Origin of the sequence: Mesorhizobium maamorense (assembly GCF_044998965.1) — a bacterium.
Taxonomy (GTDB): Bacteria; Pseudomonadota; Alphaproteobacteria; order Rhizobiales; family Rhizobiaceae; genus Mesorhizobium.
In genome coordinates this window covers 1,784,193-1,799,824 of the sequence record NZ_CP173356.1, presented here as the reverse complement: position 1 = coordinate 1,799,824, position 15,632 = coordinate 1,784,193, and the positions used below count along the sequence as shown (strand labels likewise).

Annotated in this window: 24 protein-coding genes; 8 read left to right on the top strand and 16 right to left on the bottom strand. The window is 59.1% G+C overall.

Annotated elements, in window-relative coordinates; translation table 11 throughout:
- The first annotated feature begins 30 nt into the window (after window positions 1-30).
- The gene (locus ACIU1A_RS09185) at window positions 31-639 is read left to right on the top strand and encodes a hypothetical protein (RefSeq protein WP_404927139.1); all 609 of its coding nucleotides are present in this window, start codon (window positions 31-33) and stop codon (window positions 637-639) included.
- 303 nt (window positions 640-942) lie between these two features.
- On the opposite strand, the gene ACIU1A_RS09180 is transcribed toward ACIU1A_RS09185, so the two are convergent.
- The 5 genes from ACIU1A_RS09180 to ACIU1A_RS09160 form a co-directional block, all read right to left on the bottom strand.
- Window positions 943-2,640, bottom strand: a complete 1,698-nt coding sequence (locus ACIU1A_RS09180) for an ATP-dependent endonuclease (RefSeq protein ID WP_140568125.1) — start codon at window positions 2,638-2,640, stop codon at window positions 943-945.
- A 254-nt stretch (window positions 2,641-2,894) separates the two neighbouring features.
- Entirely contained in the window at window positions 2,895-3,539 is a 645-nt protein-coding gene (locus tag ACIU1A_RS09175) for a transcription termination/antitermination protein NusG (protein ID WP_140568126.1), read from the bottom strand.
- Window positions 3,536-4,171, bottom strand: a complete 636-nt coding sequence (locus ACIU1A_RS09170; protein ID WP_404927138.1) for a hypothetical protein — start codon at window positions 4,169-4,171, stop codon at window positions 3,536-3,538. The genes ACIU1A_RS09175 and ACIU1A_RS09170 overlap by 4 nt, the downstream gene beginning before the upstream one ends.
- Window positions 4,156-4,650 carry a YdaU family protein gene (locus tag ACIU1A_RS09165; protein WP_404927137.1) on the bottom strand — a complete coding sequence of 165 codons (495 nt, stop codon included), beginning with the start codon at window positions 4,648-4,650 and terminating at the stop codon, window positions 4,156-4,158. The genes ACIU1A_RS09170 and ACIU1A_RS09165 overlap by 16 nt, the downstream gene beginning before the upstream one ends.
- On the bottom strand, window positions 4,647-4,868 hold the full coding sequence (locus ACIU1A_RS09160) for a hypothetical protein (RefSeq protein WP_404927136.1): 222 nt from the start codon (window positions 4,866-4,868) through the stop codon (window positions 4,647-4,649). The genes ACIU1A_RS09165 and ACIU1A_RS09160 overlap by 4 nt, the downstream gene beginning before the upstream one ends.
- 92 nt (window positions 4,869-4,960) lie before the next feature.
- Between ACIU1A_RS09160 and ACIU1A_RS09155 the strand changes: the two genes are divergently transcribed.
- Window positions 4,961-5,746 (top strand): HNH endonuclease, encoded by a 786-nt coding sequence (locus ACIU1A_RS09155; protein WP_404927135.1) that lies wholly within the window; start codon window positions 4,961-4,963, stop codon window positions 5,744-5,746.
- Window positions 5,747-5,781: 35 nt separating this feature from the next.
- Here ACIU1A_RS09155 and ACIU1A_RS09150 read toward each other — a convergent pair whose 3' ends face one another.
- From ACIU1A_RS09150 to ACIU1A_RS09120, 7 genes are read right to left on the bottom strand one after another with little or no spacing between them, the layout of a single operon-like run.
- The gene (locus tag ACIU1A_RS09150) at window positions 5,782-6,507 is read right to left on the bottom strand and encodes a hypothetical protein (protein ID WP_404927134.1); all 726 of its coding nucleotides are present in this window, start codon (window positions 6,505-6,507) and stop codon (window positions 5,782-5,784) included.
- Window positions 6,504-7,373, bottom strand: a complete 870-nt coding sequence (locus ACIU1A_RS09145; RefSeq protein WP_404927133.1) for a DNA-methyltransferase — start codon at window positions 7,371-7,373, stop codon at window positions 6,504-6,506. The genes ACIU1A_RS09150 and ACIU1A_RS09145 overlap by 4 nt, the downstream gene beginning before the upstream one ends.
- Window positions 7,370-8,764 carry a helicase gene (locus tag ACIU1A_RS09140; RefSeq protein WP_404927132.1) on the bottom strand — a complete coding sequence of 465 codons (1,395 nt, stop codon included), beginning with the start codon at window positions 8,762-8,764 and terminating at the stop codon, window positions 7,370-7,372. The genes ACIU1A_RS09145 and ACIU1A_RS09140 overlap by 4 nt, the downstream gene beginning before the upstream one ends.
- Entirely contained in the window at window positions 8,761-9,873 is a 1,113-nt protein-coding gene (dnaN, locus tag ACIU1A_RS09135; RefSeq protein WP_404927131.1) for a DNA polymerase III subunit beta, read from the bottom strand. Before dnaN ends, ACIU1A_RS09140 begins: the two co-directional genes overlap by 4 nt.
- Window positions 9,870-10,238, bottom strand: coding sequence for a hypothetical protein (locus ACIU1A_RS09130; RefSeq protein ID WP_404927130.1), 369 nt, complete (start codon window positions 10,236-10,238; stop codon window positions 9,870-9,872). The genes dnaN and ACIU1A_RS09130 overlap by 4 nt, the downstream gene beginning before the upstream one ends.
- A gap of 20 nt (window positions 10,239-10,258) precedes the next feature.
- The gene (locus ACIU1A_RS09125) at window positions 10,259-10,600 is read right to left on the bottom strand and encodes a hypothetical protein (RefSeq protein WP_404927129.1); all 342 of its coding nucleotides are present in this window, start codon (window positions 10,598-10,600) and stop codon (window positions 10,259-10,261) included.
- Window positions 10,601-10,603: 3 nt separating this feature from the next.
- Window positions 10,604-10,984, bottom strand: a complete 381-nt coding sequence (locus ACIU1A_RS09120) for a hypothetical protein (RefSeq protein ID WP_140518127.1) — start codon at window positions 10,982-10,984, stop codon at window positions 10,604-10,606.
- 70 nt (window positions 10,985-11,054) lie between these two features.
- Here ACIU1A_RS09120 and ACIU1A_RS09115 point away from each other — a divergent pair, with 70 nt between their 5' ends.
- Window positions 11,055-11,273 carry a hypothetical protein gene (locus ACIU1A_RS09115; protein WP_404927128.1) on the top strand — a complete coding sequence of 73 codons (219 nt, stop codon included), beginning with the start codon at window positions 11,055-11,057 and terminating at the stop codon, window positions 11,271-11,273.
- Between the two features lie 5 nt (window positions 11,274-11,278).
- Here the strand turns inward: ACIU1A_RS09115 and ACIU1A_RS09110 are convergent, their stop codons facing one another.
- Both ACIU1A_RS09110 and ACIU1A_RS09105 read right to left on the bottom strand, forming a co-directional pair.
- Entirely contained in the window at window positions 11,279-11,416 is a 138-nt protein-coding gene (locus ACIU1A_RS09110) for a hypothetical protein (protein ID WP_404927127.1), read from the bottom strand.
- Window positions 11,413-12,324, bottom strand: coding sequence for a GapR family DNA-binding domain-containing protein (locus ACIU1A_RS09105; RefSeq protein WP_404927126.1), 912 nt, complete (start codon window positions 12,322-12,324; stop codon window positions 11,413-11,415). Before ACIU1A_RS09105 ends, ACIU1A_RS09110 begins: the two co-directional genes overlap by 4 nt.
- 301 nt (window positions 12,325-12,625) lie before the next feature.
- Here ACIU1A_RS09105 and ACIU1A_RS09100 point away from each other — a divergent pair, with 301 nt between their 5' ends.
- Entirely contained in the window at window positions 12,626-12,979 is a 354-nt protein-coding gene (locus tag ACIU1A_RS09100; protein ID WP_404927125.1) for a helix-turn-helix domain-containing protein, read from the top strand.
- On the opposite strand, the gene ACIU1A_RS09095 is transcribed toward ACIU1A_RS09100, so the two are convergent.
- A complete protein-coding gene (locus ACIU1A_RS09095; protein WP_140568139.1) occupies window positions 12,963-13,184 on the bottom strand; it encodes a hypothetical protein in 222 nt (73 codons plus the stop codon). The genes ACIU1A_RS09100 and ACIU1A_RS09095 overlap by 17 nt on opposite strands.
- Before the next feature lie 4 nt (window positions 13,185-13,188).
- A complete protein-coding gene (locus tag ACIU1A_RS09090; protein WP_404927890.1) occupies window positions 13,189-13,428 on the bottom strand; it encodes a hypothetical protein in 240 nt (79 codons plus the stop codon).
- A gap of 419 nt (window positions 13,429-13,847) precedes the next feature.
- Here ACIU1A_RS09090 and ACIU1A_RS09085 point away from each other — a divergent pair, with 419 nt between their 5' ends.
- The 4 genes from ACIU1A_RS09085 to ACIU1A_RS09070 all read left to right on the top strand — a co-directional run bounded on the left by ACIU1A_RS09085 (window position 13,848) and on the right by ACIU1A_RS09070 (window position 15,619).
- Complete coding sequence (locus tag ACIU1A_RS09085) at window positions 13,848-14,771, top strand: hypothetical protein (protein WP_140568140.1); 924 nt, start codon at window positions 13,848-13,850, stop codon at window positions 14,769-14,771.
- A 169-nt stretch (window positions 14,772-14,940) separates the two neighbouring features.
- Window positions 14,941-15,132, top strand: a complete 192-nt coding sequence (locus tag ACIU1A_RS09080; protein ID WP_140568141.1) for a hypothetical protein — start codon at window positions 14,941-14,943, stop codon at window positions 15,130-15,132.
- A complete protein-coding gene (locus ACIU1A_RS09075) occupies window positions 15,129-15,344 on the top strand; it encodes a hypothetical protein (RefSeq protein WP_140568142.1) in 216 nt (71 codons plus the stop codon). Before ACIU1A_RS09080 ends, ACIU1A_RS09075 begins: the two co-directional genes overlap by 4 nt.
- Window positions 15,344-15,619: a hypothetical protein gene (locus tag ACIU1A_RS09070; protein WP_404927124.1), complete on the top strand. Its 276-nt coding sequence runs from the start codon at window positions 15,344-15,346 to the stop codon at window positions 15,617-15,619. The genes ACIU1A_RS09075 and ACIU1A_RS09070 overlap by 1 nt, the downstream gene beginning before the upstream one ends.
- Window positions 15,620-15,632: the final 13 nt, after the last annotated feature.

Genomic DNA, 15,632 nt, shown 5'->3' with positions numbered 1-15,632 from the left:
TTAGCTTCCTACGTAACGTGGAGGGGTGAAATGGGCGAATGGTTTAAAGAAAAATGGATCGAATTGCTTATCCTGGCAATAATCGTCCCGTCCGCAATCGGCGGAATTACATGGGCTTTCGACATTGGAGCAAAGCTAGCCGTCCAAGAAAATCGGACAGAAACAATCCTCGCGTCATTGCCCGAATTGCGCACTCGGGTTGCTCACGAATCCATCTACGGAGCGTTCCAGACCGCCGTCTTGGTTTCACAGCCTTATGAGCGCAACGACCAATGGTTCACCGAGCTTCAACTACTCGATGCTGCGAACGGGAAGGTCACAAAATTTGAAACGAAGATGACGGGCCCAAATGATACCGACCACGTCTGGGCCGTTTATGGAAAATCCCTCGCTAAAGACCCCAAAGCCGCAAATTTTGATGCCATGCAAAATATGGCGACCACAGTAGATCTCACCAAGATGCTTCCGCCGACGATAAATTCGGAATCCAGTTTCGTTTCCTATGTGCCGGCGGATCAAATCGAAACCGTAATCAAGACGACGGGTGCAACCGAACAAAATAGCATTCCGGCTCCAGATGTTAACACTTGGCCGACGTTGCTTGACGCTACGGCAGGGATTCTAAAACCACAAAAGTGATAGCGGAAATGGCTGCGCAAAGCCGAGAGGTGGTGAAACTCCCCTCTATGGCCCGGCGAGTATTCCCTCCGACGGAGGTCCGCTACAGAACAGCCAAATCACCTGACGCCAGATGATAAATCATCTGCGCCAGAGTGCAAGCGATGTTCACGCTGCGTTCCCAAAGCCGAGTCTATGGAGATCGGCTTATATAGAGCAGCTCGCCGATCCCATGGAGGTTTACGCCAACTGCCAGCGCGACGGTCAGACATCCGCTATCGCGCGGTGCTTGCCTGACAACGCGCCGGCGATCCGCAAGACCCCTCAGTTTGGGATGCCTAGGCGCAGTGGATCGTCGATCCACCGCTTAATCGTTTCAATGAAGCTCCAGACGTCGTCATTGGCCGGAGCGAGATAGTCGGCGTGACTCGGATCAGAGCCCATTATAGCGAACGCATTGAGCAGCCACTGCGTTTTGTTGGCGATCTTACTGATGCCGTTGACTCCATTGAGCCAACATTCCAACTCACCAGAAGTCACGAAAAACACGCCATAGCGTGCGAACTCTTCCATAAGAGCCTTTGCTTCGTCGCGGCTAGCTTCAGGCAGGGCTTCAACCCCAAGCTTTTTACACTCCTTCTTGCCCACATCAGCCATGACCTTTGCCAAAGCGTCACGCCGAACATGCAGAGGCCGCAGAACGGCAGCGTCTGCGCTGAGTAGCGGCCAGACATGCGCAAAATCGTTGTCCATCAGAACATCGAAATCCATAATGCTCGCCGCAGGTACACCCAGACTTCTCAAGGGCAAGGCGATGCGCGGAATAGTTTGCCAGTTCTGTGCGTTTAAAAACAAGGCATCTTCAATTCCGCGACGCACCGTCACCAAGCGAGCATTGACCTCATCATAGAACGCTCGATCCGCGTCGGCTTCGCAGACAAGCACCCCTCGGTGAAACAGCCCCCGCATTGCATGCGCCGATCGCAAAAGAGGATTGCTCATTAGCTCGCGAACGCGCGCAGGCTCAATAGATCGGCTTGTCGCTCTCCCGAATTCATGGGTTAGCCTTACGATCCTAAGTTCCGGAGCCGTCTGCATACACCCCAGAAGGAAATCGGAGCTATGGGTAGCGACCACTAACGTCGCGTCTCGATCGCGTGCCGTTTGCGCCAGGACGCTGCCGACGCGGCGTGACAAGGTTGGATGCAAGAACGCCTCGGGCTCATCGATGAGCAGGATGCGATCAGGCAAACTCATCACCGCGGATACGAGGCCGACAGATGTCTTGACACCGTCTCCAAGATCGCTGAGCAGATCGGCATCTGCATGAAATGCGCGCGCTTCGCTATCCAGCGCTTGTTCCTCCGCCTCCGTCTTCGGTGCACGTTTGCTGAGACGGATACGAAATTGCGTCATACCTGTAGGGTCGACGACGAAGAACTTCGCGAACGCATCTTGAGTAAATTTTCTGACTTTCTGCCGGGCGTCTTTATCAAGGAAAAGCGCCCAGAGATGATTTTGCGGCTTCTCTTCAAGTGGGCCCGTTGCTTTCGGGTCTGTGAGATCAAATCGTGTGCGACCATCCAGTAGGATGGTGAAAAACTTGACAAAATTGTTTTTAACGGATGCGTGAAAATCATTCTCTGCCCAGCCCTCGAACCATTTGGCCGTATAGACGTGGATAAGTAGCTGTGGCTCATTCATTTTTACGCTTGGTTTCCGGAAGTAGGTATGGTCGGCGACCGTCGTATTTCCTGGCGGCGTACCGATCTCAAACATCTTCATCATTGCGGCGATGCCCTCCCGATCTGGCAGGGTGAGATCAACGCTGTCTAGCAATTGGTAGCTATCAATCTCGTTGTTCGCACATTTCGCATATATCTCCCGCAGCGTACGGCTTTTGCCGGCATTATTGGGACCCACAAGGACCGTGACGTTCGGACAATCGATGGACAAAGGAAGTTGACCAGGGGCGGGACCTGCCTTGAATGTCAGTTTCGCGACTTTGAGAACATTTTTCATGGCTACATTAAATCAGAACTAGCTCGACCTCGTCGAGCGTGACGTCACCGGCTGCCCCGATAGAGGTGCGGCCTGCGCATGACGCCGACGACGGCCAAGAGCGTCCCACTATGATGCCCGCTTCCGCGTAAGCAAATTCTTGCTGAACGTCCGGTTTGAGGCGCGAACTGGTCATGCGCTTTCACCTTGGTGAGTGCACAAGCGGTCGAGTAGATATTAACGCGGCGCCCGCCAGCCACCCCTGCCGCCAAAGGTCAGGCCGCGCGGGACGGATAAGGCTCGATATCGCCGGCGTCGAATTCAGCAGCCACCAGCCGGCCAAACATCTCGATCATGCTCTTGACCGTCCCCCTACCCGTGACGCCCACCACCTCGCCATGGAAGCCGGCGAGCATGTGTGTATGCTGCCAGTCCTGCTTGACGCGGATGGCTTGACCTTCTGGGAAAGTCATCTGGATAGTCTCGCGCCTGGTCTTGCCTTCGAGCTTACGCTTGATCCGCGATTCCTTGGTGTCGTCGAACTCGAGCTCGGCCTCCGCTCGCATGTAGGCTTCGACGGCAGGCGTGGGCACCTGCCAAGGCTTGCCAAACGGCCCGTCATAGCTGAGCAGGCGGCCGAGCCCGTCGCAATCCTTCAGGTACTCGCCATTCGCCGACGGCAGAGCCACAAAGATGTACCCGGTGAACAGCGGGAAGCGCCGCACGATGCGTGCGTTGGTCCGGTGATGGATAATCTCCTTGCGCATGCGCGGGTAGTAGCATTCGAACCCCTCGTCGCGGATCGAGCGCTCGGCGATGATCTCGTCTTTCCGTTCCTCCGGAATGCCGAAGCGATCTTTCGCCGTGCGTGAGCCGCCGGGGCCGATCTTGGCGATGAACCACTTTGCTGTGCTGCTCATGACCGACCTTTCACGATTTTGGTTTGCTCGAGCTTCGAAATGTCCTGCCGGGGCCGCTTGAGCGCGTCGATGCGCTTCTGCTCGGCCTGGTTCATCGCGATGCGAGGCAGGCCCTGACGCTTCGCCGCGCCAGCTGTGGCGGCCTCGGCCAAGGCTGCGACACGCTTGCGCACCGCTGGATCTTGGCGCTCCATTTCGATCAGGTGGCGCTTGTGGTCTTCCCGCGCCCGGTCGATCAGCTTCGATGCTTCGGTGCGCAGCGCGGCGCGCTCGGACAGAAATGGCGTCATGATCGCCCTCGCCCGCTTTGCGAATTCGGCACAGGTCGGCATGAACTGGCCGGTGTGATTGTCGACGCGGCCGGCGAGGAAGTCGCTGGCAGCTTCGGAAACCGCCCATGCCGGCAGATCCCGACATGCTGCCAGGAACTCGCCGGCCATCTCGGCGTGGTCGATCTCGGGTTGGTCCCGGAACTGGCCGGCCATGCGCAGCACCGCGGCACGGGTGTCGGATGCATCACAAGGTTTCATCAGCCCGTCGATCTCGGCGACACGAGCTTTGATCGCTCTCGCCCGGTCCCGGTATTTCTCGGGCAGCTTGTCGAAATCGTCCGTGGCTACGAGGTCACGCATTTGAGGAACCCCTCTTCGATTTTTTGCTGACGGGATTTTTTCGGCGCGCTGGCGCGCTCTAGAAAACCGTTAGGTTTTCCTTTGATGGTTATGGAAGGATGGCATTGCTCAAGCATCGCTTTAGCATCACCCTTTTTCTTGTCTTTCCAACGGCTTGCGGCGGCATTGCTCGCTTTCGCCTTTCTATCGACCGCCAATCGCCTCTCTTTCTTGAGACGTTTTTGCGACCACCTTTTGCTGCGGCCATCGAGGCTCCAGAAAGCCATGATGATGCTCTTCATCTTCCGCCAGCGCGCCGCGGAGACGCCGGCAGTCCGCGCCAGCATGTTGTCATCGTCGGCCAGGGAATTTGTCGGTGATGCCCACGCGGCCATGAGCAGTTGGAGATAAGCGCCATGCTCCTCCGTGGTCAGGTGCCGCGTGTCACGATGGTAATCATCGACCCAGAACGGCATGTACGGCAGGCGATTTCTGCTCACCCGGCCCTCCGGTCGGCGCGCGCGCCTTCCTTGGCCAACGCCAGCGTTCGGTAAACGGCGTCCTCGCGGCAGCGCAGTGCTTTTGCGATGCTGTCCGTATCGAACTGGCCGGAGCTCCACATCACGATGGCGGCCAGCGCCTGCTCATCGCGGAGGTAAGCATCGCCGGCCAGGCTGTCATCGAAGACTCCGTGGCAGTGCGGGCATGAGGTTTTCATTGCGCCGCCCTCGCTTGCGAAGATGCGCCAGAGCGGTTTGAATGAAATGCTGCAAGGGGGGAACGATGACTTGGGGATACGAACGCGGGCGCGTGTACAACAGACGCGCCGACATTCACGCTAGATTCCGTGGGCAACAGCAGGGCGGCATCATCACGCCCGTGGAGCACTCGTTGGTTATCATTGTCACCGGCGAGGAGGGCTTGGCACACGGCTACGCCGATCGGCGCCGGGCAGATGGCGTTTTCGAATACTTCGGCGAAGGCCAAGTTGGGGATATGCAGATGGTCCGCGGCAACGCTGCGATCGCCAATCATTCGGCCGCGGGAAAATCGCTGCTGCTGTTTCGTCGCGCGCCGGGCGGCCTGGTCTTCGATGGCGAGTATGTCTACGAGCGGCATCATTTCGAGCCGGCGCCAGACCGAGAAGGCAACGAACGACAGGCGATCGTGTTTGAGCTCCGGCCTATTGAGAACGTGGATGAAGCGGTCGAGCAGCAGGACCCGGCCGAAGCGCCCCTTGCCAGAATGAGGGATGCCGCCTTCGAGGCTGCCAACCTTGCGCCTGGTCGACGCGTGGTCGAGATGACGGTGGTGGAGCGCAGCCGACGCGTGCGGGACTATGTTGTCGCCCGTGGTGTTGGCCATTGCGAAGGATGCGACGCGCCGGCGCCGTTCAGGCGGCCGAACGGAACACCGTACCTGGAGCCGCACCACATTCGCCGGCTCAGCGACGGCGGGCCCGATGATCCGCGATACGTCATTGCCCTTTGTCCGAACTGCCATAGGCGTGTCCATTCGGGCGCGGACGCGCGCCAATATAATGCGGAACTGTTGAACAGGATGGATAGAATTGAGCCAACGCTGCCCTGGGTGTGAGCAGCTCATACCGCTGCCCTCAGATTCGTCGGAGATCATGCTGCCTCCGCCAGGAAGTGGTGCTCGCGGCTCGTCAGCCGGGCATCGTGATAGGCGCAATACGACTTTCCGGCTTCTACGCGGACACCGCAGCACAACATGTCGGGACCGGGTTTCTCCTCCAGATCGGAGCTCAGCGGAGCGCGGCAACGATCGAACAGGCAATCGATGAAGCGCATGGCAACGAAGTGCGCCTGAGCCCCGACCACGCGCGTCGAGGGGCGCGTCAGGTAGTCAAAGGCTGTGGGCTCCCGATCTAGGTCCGACGTGACAGCCAGGAAGAGCTTGCCCGGCAATTGGCCCGGCGAAACCTTGCCTTTGGCGGACGGCCTCCCCTTCTTCCCTTGGAAGCCGATTTCCTTCAATTCAGGTGTGCGCAGCACAAGGCTTTTCACGCCGAAGCGCGATATTGCCCTACCGCTCTTGCCGGCTAACTGGCGGGCGATCTGCGCATAGTTTTTCTTGGCCTGGAGTCCTTTCGCAACCAGTTCGATTTCAGCGGCCGTGTAGATGCTGCCCTGTCCCGAGCCTGGCGATGGGTTGCCCCGGCTGAAGCCAACTGCAGCAAGCGCCTTGTTGCGGTGAACGATGCCGATGATCGAGTTGCGTGAAACCGATCGACCACTGACCGATGATAGTTTGCTCGCTACCTGAGACGCCGAATCGCCTTGCCTGAGCCAGACGGCAATTTGATCGATTTCGGATTGAGCGTAGCCAGTCATGCCACCGCGCTCGCGATCATGTCGGACTGGCGGTCCTCGGAATCGAGATACCGACAGGCCTGGCGCCAGTAGCTTTCCTTGGTTTCGGTGCCGATGAACTTACGGCCCAGGCGAAGCGACATAACGCCTTCGGAACCAATGCCCATGAATGGCGACAGCACGACGTCGCCGGGGTTGCTCCACATGACCAGGGCGCGCTCTATGACGTCGAGCTGCAAAGGGCAAAGGTGACGCTCGTCGGCTCCCTCTCGCGCCATGGCGACGTTCAGGACGTTGGACTGGTTGATCGTCATCCAGACCGGCTCTGCCCACTCCTGCCACTGGGAGAGCGGGAAATCTTCCGGCGTGTGCTTGATCGGATCGGCGTTTTCACCGGGCTTGATGAAGGTTAGGAGATAGTCGGGCATGCCGCCGCGCGACTTCGAACTGTCCTTCTGCAACTGCTTGTAGAGCAGGCCTATGTGCTTGGTGCGCGTCATCTCCGTGACCGGGGATTTCCGTATGGTGCGTCGGCCGTGGTAGAGCCACCCGGCATCCTCATGAATCTGAATAATCTGGCCGGAAAAATCCTTGATCCCGATGGCACCGTCCTTCCATTTGGTCATCGGAAGGTCCGAACAATGAACGGCCGTCAAGCGGCCCGGCTTGGTGACGCGCAACTTCTCTCGAACTAGCCAGGCATAGTGTTGCGCGAATTCGTCATCGGTCGAGTTGCCCATGTCGGCGGCCGATTCCGAATAAACGAACAGCGAACCGAACGGCGGCGAGTAGACGCTGAAGTCGATGCTTTCGTTTGGCATCTGCATCAGGACATCGACGCAATCTCCTTGGATCGCCTGCCAGTTGGCGCCTTCATTCGAATTCAAGCAGCGGATATCCATGGGGCGAGCCTCGCAATATGGTTGGGCTGGTAGGCCGTTTTGACGGCCCACGACTGTTCCTGCGCCCGGCGCATCGCGGCGCGCATGGCGGTTTTCATCTTCGAATGGTCGTCGGATTTCCGGGATATGACGCTGCCGGTCGCCATCTCGCCTTCGGCGATCGCCAGGTGGACCATGAGCATGCGCTCCTGACCGAACCGCAAGCACCGGCGCACCGCCTGATACCAGGTCTCGTAGGAGTAGGACCGACCAGCAAAAGCCATGCGGGCGCAGAACGGCCAATCCAGGCCGAAGCACATGGATGGCTTGGCGATCAAATGCTTGAACTGCTTGGAGGCAAACCCTTCAAGCTTTTCCTCTTTTTCCTCGATCGATTGCGTGCCGCGAACCTCGACGGCATCAGGCAATGCCGCAATGAGCGCATCGGCCTCGTAGTTCGTGTCGCACCAGATCACCCACGGCTCGTCCAACTCGGAGGCCACGGCGGCGGCGATCACCTCCGCGCGCGCCTCGCATGTGTGGCGCTTGACCTCGTGCAGGCCGGTGGCCGAGAGCGAGGAGGCGCCGAACATATCGCCATCGCCTGCCTTGATGGCCTGGCCGCCGGCGGCATGCCGGACAATCTCAAATCCCGGCAGTTGGTAGCGCGCATCGCTGGCGTCGTCACCGAGGTCTGACGGACGCTCCGCCATTCTTGCCCAAGATGCCATCCAGTCCCAGAATGGGCGCTCCGCATGGCCTTTGAGACGCCATTGTTGTGAAGCGGTCGAGGTATCGTTAATGAAAAACCGCGATAGCATTTCGTTGTAGGCCATGACAGAGCAGAACTCGGCGTAGGATCCGAACTCCATATGATCGTTCGGCGCCGGCGTGGCGGAGGCCACGAGCTTGAACCGGGCATCACGGTGCGCTTCGGTCAGGTCTCGCCTGGTGACACCGGAAAAGCTCTTGAGGATCGAAGCTTCATCGCAGGAGACGATGCCGAACGAACTGGCGTCTACCTGCTCGCGGCGGTCGTAATTGCAGATGTTGATTAGGCCGGGCTTGACCTCGGTTTGATCGCGGACGACGCGGGCCTCATAGCCCCACTTTTCGGCGCGGCGCTTGGTCTGGCCGGCGACGGCCAACGGCGTCCAGATGATCGGCGTGAGGTTGGTCGCCTCCATGGCGCGCTGGCAGAACTCAAGCTGGACCTCAGTCTTGCCGAGCCCCGTATCGAGGAAGCACCCCGCGGATCCGACGCGGAGGTGATGCTCGACGCATGATCGTTGAAACGGGAACAGATGCTCGGAAAGGTCCGGTGTCGAGGCCAAGCCCCGATCCGAAACCTTGCGCACCTTGCTTGCCAGAAAATCGGAATATGCGGCGACAGTCACTCCGCTGCCTCCTTGTAGGCAGGCACGAATTCGGCGAGACGGCTATCACGATATGGCATCGCAAACGTGACCCTGGAAGCATCGTTCGGATCGTGGATCGTGATGCCGGTCTGGTGGTCCGCGTACCGGAGCTCGATTGTCTCGCAGTCGAAGCTGGACAGGATCGGAACGGCGACGTGGTGGACGACGGCAATCTGGAAATCGTCCCCGTGATAAGCGATCTCATCGACTGCCTCGCCGGTCGCGGTCACGGATGACAGCGTGACCTTCCCGTCCCTGCCGACGAACAGGATCGAATGTTCCTTGGCATCCGCGACGAGCGCAACGCGCCCCAGCGAGGCCAACAGCTCCTGCCGGTCAAGAATGATCGAAGTGGAGTTCTTCGGGATCAGGCGATGATAGTCAGGATAGGTGCCTTCGATCAGTTTCGATGCCAGGGTCTGGTTCCCGGACTGGAAGCGCACGAAGGCCTCGGACGCATCCACATTGACCGGACCAGACCACGACGGCGTGTCGATGATGGGAACGATGACAGATGGCATCGCCGCGGCCGCATGCGGTGCATCGACCGACATCAGCGACAGTTTCTTGCCATCGGTCGCGCAGAACTCCAGCTGACCTTCATGGACACGCCATGACACGCCGATGAGGAAATAGCGGCCATTGGGCTGTTCGGCCGAGAACGCGACGGCCTTGCCGATCCTGGTCAAGACGGCGCCGTCGACCGCAAACGCACAGTCACCGTCCTTGGTGAGCATCGGCATTTCAGGGAAGTCGGCCGCTGGCAGGACCGGCATCTTGAACTTGGACTTGCCGATGGTGACGGTCGCCTGCCGATCGTCAGCTGAGAGGCTGACCTCGCCCGACGAACTCTTGATTGCCTTGAGGAGCAGCGAGGCCGGCAGGCAAAGCACACCGGGCTCCTGCACTTCGGCAGGGCACGAATCCGCGGCGGCTTGCTCGAGATCGGTCGCGACGAAATAGACCTGGCTACCCTTCGCCTTGATCAACACATCGGCGATGATCGGGATCTTGTTGTCGGATGCCGCGTATTTGCCGACGAAGGTCAGCGCGGCGAGGATTGTTTCTCGTTCGGCAGTGAATTTCATGCCGGCACCCGATCGGGAAAGAGGTTGCGCTGCTCGCGAACGGAGCGAAGCCGGCCGTTGGTGATGTCATTCAGGATATCGACTGCATCCTGCCTGCGACCCTCACAAATCGCATCATGCAGACGGTCGGCGTCGTCGGTTAAGTCGGGCGCTTGCGCGATCTCCTTTTCGAGATTGGCGATCGCGTCGTCGTGATCATCTTTGGCGACAACCTCCTGGAGGTCGATCGCGTCATCGATCGCCATTTTGCGGACATCATTCCAAACGTTGTGCTCTTTGATCGCCGCGAGAAATTCGGTCTTGTCTTCCTCGACAAGCCTAGCCATGCGGTCGAAAATATCGGGGGACTGCACGTCCATCTTCATTGACCCCTTGATTGAGATTTTCAGGCGAGAGCGTCGAGCGCGGCGCGGTTGTAGGCCGTGAGCTTTTCGTCGTCGGATATGGCCTCGGCTGTGCGTTGCCGAGCGAAAGCCTCTCCTTCAGCCAAGGCGGTCATTTCGGCTTCATGCCGAGCCTTCTCGGCCTTCCGAGCGGCGGCGAATGCAGCGAGATCAGCCTTCAGCGCGCGCTTGGCCTCCGCGACGCGCTGCAAACAGGCGGCCGCTTCCCTGCGGTGGAGATCGGCCAGCTTTTCAGCGTTGGGCCGAGGCGCGAGCTTGAGCGGGAAGACGTTAGCAAGGTCGGCTTCGACCGCTTCGGCAAGGCTCTTGGTCATTGCGTTCATCGTTCACCTTTCAGCTTTCTTGCCAGCCACAAGATCAGCCAGCCTAACCAGCGCCGAACTATCTTCATGGCGCGCCCTTTCCTCGTCGTATGCTGCGTCAGCCTTGGCGAACCCGGCCGCAACCCAGGCTTGGAACAGGGGAAGCCATCTATGAGTGAGCATCCCCCGCGCCGGTCTATTCCACCCCTGTAAGATCACGTCGGCATCCACTCCGCATTCCGATTGGATGCGATATGCTGCCGTTTCTATGTTATCGCCGGGACCACGGTGGTATTTCCCCAGCAGGTCCGTCGCCATTCTCTTGGCGCTTCTGCCTGCAAACATCGGATCGTTGATTTCGATCACAGACATCTTGTTACCCTTTACACGCGACTTGTCGCCCATGACATGAACCCTTTGCTATGTTGCTTTCATGAGCAGCAGCAACAGAAGGGATTGGCGAGAACTTGAGACCATGGAAGAAGCCGCGCGTCGGTTGATTGGCGTCATGGACGAGCGAGCGAAACGAAGGGCTTCCGGACGCCTTCAAGGGCCGGAACAAATTCAGGATCAGCCGTTGTCCCCGGCTGAAAATGCGGACGGCGAGAGGCTTTTGGGTTCGGGTAGCCTCGATCGCCGTCCGCAGTCTGCCGATGCCGACAGAGAGGACAGTTGCGGCAGCGGATTGGGTTGAGGAGATCACGCGCGCCGCTCCCGCTTCATGATCTTGCGGCGTTCGACCTCACGGCGCGCGGCGGCTTCGCTGGCTGCCGAGACAGTGCCGATTTCCGGGTCGAACACGATGACTGTTCCGTCATGGGTCCAGATGGCGCTCATGCTGCCCTCCCCCGCTGCCGAGCTATGGCGGCGTCATTGGCGCATTTCGCGCAGGAAGCTTGGCTATGCGACCACCGGCAGGACTGCGGCTTCTGGCAATCGGGATTGAGTGCTGGCGATGGTGCCTTTTTGAGGAATGCCGGGACATCGGCATCGGAAATGGTGACGGCTCGCCCGGAATTGCCCTGGCCTATGGCACCCTGACCGACAACGATCTGATGAGGATCGTCGTTTTTTGCACGGGCGACTTCCGGGCTTGGTTTGCTGGGATGGCCGGCATCCCCTGGAGTAGCGCGGTCAGGTATCTCAGAATGATTGGCCGGCGCCGCAAGGGGATCGACGCCGGCCTCCTTTGTTGCAGGTTGGGCTTGGGGTGCGGGCACTGCAACAGAGCTGGAATTGGTGGCCGGAGCGGAGGGAGGAGGTTCCGCCCCGGCCGTATCCGTCGTTTCTGGGGAGGAGGTCAGATCGGACGAATTCTGTTCGATGATCTCGCCGGTTTCGGCGTCGTGCGGCGGAAGGTCGGTCGCGATGTTTTCATGCTTCATCGCGATCTTGGTGCCACCGTCGGCGCGCTTGCCGGCCGGAAATTCTTTAATGTTTTCTCGTGTGCGCGCACGGGCATGCGCCTGTGGCTTGCAAGCATCCTCGTAAGCGAGGCGATACAGGTCGAGGATGCTGTTGCGCTCCTCGAATTCCTGGATGCCAGTCTTGGCCTTCTTGCGAAGCTCGGTCACCAAGGCCCCGACGGCGGTGCGGTCGAAACCGCAGCCCTTCAATTCGGCATAGACTTCCTTGACGTCGTCGCCGATCGCGTCCTGCTCTTCCTTCAAGCGCAGAATGCGATCGACGAAGGCGCGCAGCTGGCCCGCGGCAACTGTCTGGCTGGTTTCGGTGGTGTCGGTCATGCCGCGCGCTCCGGCGCAGCGCCGAAAATGTCAGCCAAATCAGATCGCAACTCGTGAGGAGGAATACCTGTCGCCTTGGAAACGGCCCCTACTCGATCCGCGGGGACTTGGTCCCACATCGATATCGCAGACGGGGATACGCCTATCGCGAGAGCGAGCTTTGTTGCCCGTCCGCGCTCTTCTGCCAGGTATGCTTTGAGCTTTTCCATGTCGCCTATTTAAGCCCCACTGAATTTTCAGTCAAGCTGATTTTTCAGTGGGGCTTTATGGAATGGCGCTTCATGGCCAGCGATCATTAGCCATGCAGAAAACGATCCCAGGGCTTGCGGTTCGAACATCGGTGAAAGAGCGACGCGTTGCGCGCGGATGGGGCCAAGAGGAGTTGGCCGCCAGAGCCGGCATGAGCACAACTACGATTCACAACCTCGAGGCCGAGAAAAACGGCTTCACCGATAAGTCTCTTTCCGCAATTGCTGAGGCCTTGGGCTGCACCCCCGCCGAATTGTTGCTGCCTATCGATGCAACGCCACCCCACGTGATCCGCGGTGATGCGCAGATATTATCTATGCTCGCTCGGATTGAAGGCCTCACCAGCAAGGATATCGATGTGGCCTTCGGCGTCATCCAGCTTGCGCTGTCTAAACGGGGCGGATGAGCACTAGCGGTATCGTGTGGTCAATTTGCACTTGCCATTCGCCGCCGTGCAGAAGGGCCATCGCTGTTGATATTTCAGCAGCCTTTCGTTTTATGACGATGTAAGAATCCATCGGCGGGCCGGCGCCGGCGGAATTCCGTAAATCCGCAACGATCTGCTCGTTCCGCGTTTTATAGCGCGGCTTGATCCGATGCCTGATGGCCATCGGGTCACACCCTCTCCATCTCGCGAACTTCGTCCGGCACCGCGCCGAATGCGTCGATCAGCTTTGCGTCTTCCCACTCGCCGGTTTTGGGATCGCCTTCACGCTGGAAGGCCACTACCAGCGCCTTCCTGATGGCCAGGCGCTGAGCCAGACTGCGGGCATGGCTGGTGCTGTTAGCCTGGATCGGACTGTCGGCATGGAGCTTGCCGCGCTTGCCTGCGATGAAAGACTGGACGACGTACATAGCACTCAATTTTCGCCTCCTTGGCTTATGGTTAGGAGGATAGGAAAGGCTTCCTATGACGCAGAGTCAACGGGAGCTCGCGGTGTCCGCGTGACGAGGCTCCTGACAAGTACCTTCAGGAGTGATTTCGGATAGTGCAGATTCCTGACAGGCTTCGCTTGACGAGCCGGACACGCCAGCGGTGCCCGTGTGCATCAGAATGCATCGGATTGAACCGCGTCAGACTGGAGAAATTTGGGGGTTTCAGCTACATTAGTGCTGATTGCAGCAAAAAGCCGCCCCCGGCCAAGGAAAGCGGCTTTTCGTGAGCGATCAACAGCTAGGCTGGACCGTTCTACGCATCCCTGAATTTAGGTATCAGGGAGAATTTGTCCAGCCTAGTTCGACATCACCTCAACATGTTGAAAGGGCTAGATAAAATGACAGATAGCAGCGATTTGGTCACCACCCCTCGGCAGCTGCGCCTTGATCTCGAGGTTGCCGCAGAGCGGGAAATAGACGGCGTTGGAATGGGAGTGCTTACCGATGGCACTCCCTTTTTGACGATCCGCGGCCTTGCAAGGATGTGCGGCATCGACATGGCGTCGATAGTCAGAATGACCGCCGCATGGGATGACACTCCGCTCAAGCCACGCGAACAGAAAATCCGCGAACTGATCCGCGCGGCGGGAGGCGATGACACAGTCGCCTTTTTCGGCTTTATCAAGAACGGCGTGGTTCATCACGCCGTGCCGGCGGCCGTCTGCATGGCTGTAGTTGAGTATTATGCTTTCGAGGCACGCGGCGATAACGACCAGGCCTCGCGCAGCTACCGCACCTTGGCCCGAAAGGGCTTTAACGACTTCATCTTTGCCCAGGTTGGGTATAACCCCGCAGGCTCGCCGAGCATTGCTTGGCAGCAATTCCACGACCGCGTCACCGTCGCCTACCATGCCGTCCCGGCCGGGTTCTTTTCAATCTTCAAGGAAATCGCCGACATCCTAGTGACGTTGATCCGCTCCGGCGCGGATCTCGGCCCGCATTTCGTGCCTGACATCAGTGTCGGGCAGCGGTGGGCGGCCCATTGGAAGAAGCACAATCTTGAAGTGCTCTACGGCGAGCGCCGTCAGTACGAGCACAACTATCCGACTTATTTTCCCCAGGCTCCTTCGAACCCGCAGCCGGCCTATTGCTATCCCGACGATGCGTTGCCGGAGTTCCGCAGCTGGGTCCGCAAGGAGTACCTGCCGACGCATATGCCGCAATACCTCAACACGAAAGTGGCTCAGGGGCACATCTCGGCTCCGAAGGCCATCACAGCAATCAACGCGTTCGCGCCGCCTCGCCCCCTGCCCGGCAGATAAACTCTCAAGTCTCAGCAATCAGGAAGCCCGCTCCGGCGGGCTTTTTGCTGTGCGCGATTCGGGCGGCCCACTCATCAACGAGCTACAGTTTCAGTCCCACTGATTTTTCAGCTTGACTGATTTTTCAGTGTGGCTTAAATTCCTCATCAACACCAGATGAGGAACGGCAATGAACGCCACCACCTACGAAATCACGCTCGACGGGACCAAGCGCACCGTTACGCTTGCGCAGTTCCGCGCCGAGATTGAAGCCCGTCGTGCAGCAGCAGCCCCAATCATAGCTGCTTTGCTTGCTGGCGATATCGAAGCCTGCGCAGCCGCTCAATCCGCAATGCGCGCCAAGTTTTCGGTGTCGGCATGAACGCCGCCCTACGCAAGGTGATCGCCGAAAGCGCCGACTTCCGCATCGTCACCAAGATATTCGGCGGGCTGCTCGGCCCGGAATACACAGTTGCCGCTGGCGGCCGGTACTACCGCGTCGGCGAACTCACCCTCAACCAGTTGAAACGCGGCATTCCTGCCGAAGACCTCGATTTGCTCGAAGTCGACCCCGAAACGGACGAGGCGCTGTGATGACCCCGATCAGCTTCCGCGAAGTCTTCGTCATCATCCACAATCTCGACCAGTCCGACCTCGAGCAGGCCGGCGTGATCAATCCCGGCGCCAATGGCGGGTCGGACTGGCGCCGGTTCAACAGCGATTTTGGCACCTTCGTTCTCAAGCTTCCGAGCGAACGGCTCGACAAGCTGGTCGGCCTGATTGGAGGGCGCCGCCCGCGCGAAAGCGCGGCGCCGGCCGTCCGCCTCGCCTTCTTCGATGGTGAAGACCGTTCAGGGGAGGTTTGCTGATGGGCACTGCCCT

Bases quoted from the DNA above. Each gene is read 5' to 3' on its own strand.
- ACIU1A_RS09070 (WP_404927124.1), top strand. From the start codon at position 15,344: ATGACCCCGATCAGCTTCCGCGAAGTCTTCGTCATCATCCACAATCTC.
- ACIU1A_RS09075 (WP_140568142.1), top strand. From the start codon at position 15,129: ATGAACGCCGCCCTACGCAAGGTGATCGCCGAAAGCGCCGACTTCCGC.
- ACIU1A_RS09110 (WP_404927127.1), bottom strand. From the start codon at position 11,416: ATGAGCGCCATCTGGACCCATGACGGAACAGTCATCGTGTTCGACCCG.
- ACIU1A_RS09095 (WP_140568139.1), bottom strand. From the start codon at position 13,184: ATGGCCATCAGGCATCGGATCAAGCCGCGCTATAAAACGCGGAACGAG.
- ACIU1A_RS09160 (WP_404927136.1), bottom strand. From the start codon at position 4,868: ATGAAAACCTCATGCCCGCACTGCCACGGAGTCTTCGATGACAGCCTG.
- dnaN (WP_404927131.1), bottom strand. From the start codon at position 9,873: ATGAAATTCACTGCCGAACGAGAAACAATCCTCGCCGCGCTGACCTTC.
- ACIU1A_RS09105 (WP_404927126.1), bottom strand. From the start codon at position 12,324: ATGACCGACACCACCGAAACCAGCCAGACAGTTGCCGCGGGCCAGCTG.
- ACIU1A_RS09125 (WP_404927129.1), bottom strand. From the start codon at position 10,600: ATGAACGCAATGACCAAGAGCCTTGCCGAAGCGGTCGAAGCCGACCTT.
- ACIU1A_RS09185 (WP_404927139.1), top strand. From the start codon at position 31: ATGGGCGAATGGTTTAAAGAAAAATGGATCGAATTGCTTATCCTGGCA.
- ACIU1A_RS09120 (WP_140518127.1), bottom strand. From the start codon at position 10,984: ATGGGCGACAAGTCGCGTGTAAAGGGTAACAAGATGTCTGTGATCGAA.
- ACIU1A_RS09085 (WP_140568140.1), top strand. From the start codon at position 13,848: ATGACAGATAGCAGCGATTTGGTCACCACCCCTCGGCAGCTGCGCCTT.
- ACIU1A_RS09175 (WP_140568126.1), bottom strand. From the start codon at position 3,539: ATGAGCAGCACAGCAAAGTGGTTCATCGCCAAGATCGGCCCCGGCGGC.
- ACIU1A_RS09090 (WP_404927890.1), bottom strand. From the start codon at position 13,428: ATGTACGTCGTCCAGTCTTTCATCGCAGGCAAGCGCGGCAAGCTCCAT.
- ACIU1A_RS09080 (WP_140568141.1), top strand. From the start codon at position 14,941: ATGAACGCCACCACCTACGAAATCACGCTCGACGGGACCAAGCGCACC.
- ACIU1A_RS09100 (WP_404927125.1), top strand. From the start codon at position 12,626: ATGCAGAAAACGATCCCAGGGCTTGCGGTTCGAACATCGGTGAAAGAG.
- ACIU1A_RS09170 (WP_404927138.1), bottom strand. From the start codon at position 4,171: ATGCGTGACCTCGTAGCCACGGACGATTTCGACAAGCTGCCCGAGAAA.
- ACIU1A_RS09180 (WP_140568125.1), bottom strand. From the start codon at position 2,640: ATGAAAAATGTTCTCAAAGTCGCGAAACTGACATTCAAGGCAGGTCCC.
- ACIU1A_RS09115 (WP_404927128.1), top strand. From the start codon at position 11,055: ATGGAAGAAGCCGCGCGTCGGTTGATTGGCGTCATGGACGAGCGAGCG.
- ACIU1A_RS09130 (WP_404927130.1), bottom strand. From the start codon at position 10,238: ATGAAGATGGACGTGCAGTCCCCCGATATTTTCGACCGCATGGCTAGG.
- ACIU1A_RS09150 (WP_404927134.1), bottom strand. From the start codon at position 6,507: ATGACTGGCTACGCTCAATCCGAAATCGATCAAATTGCCGTCTGGCTC.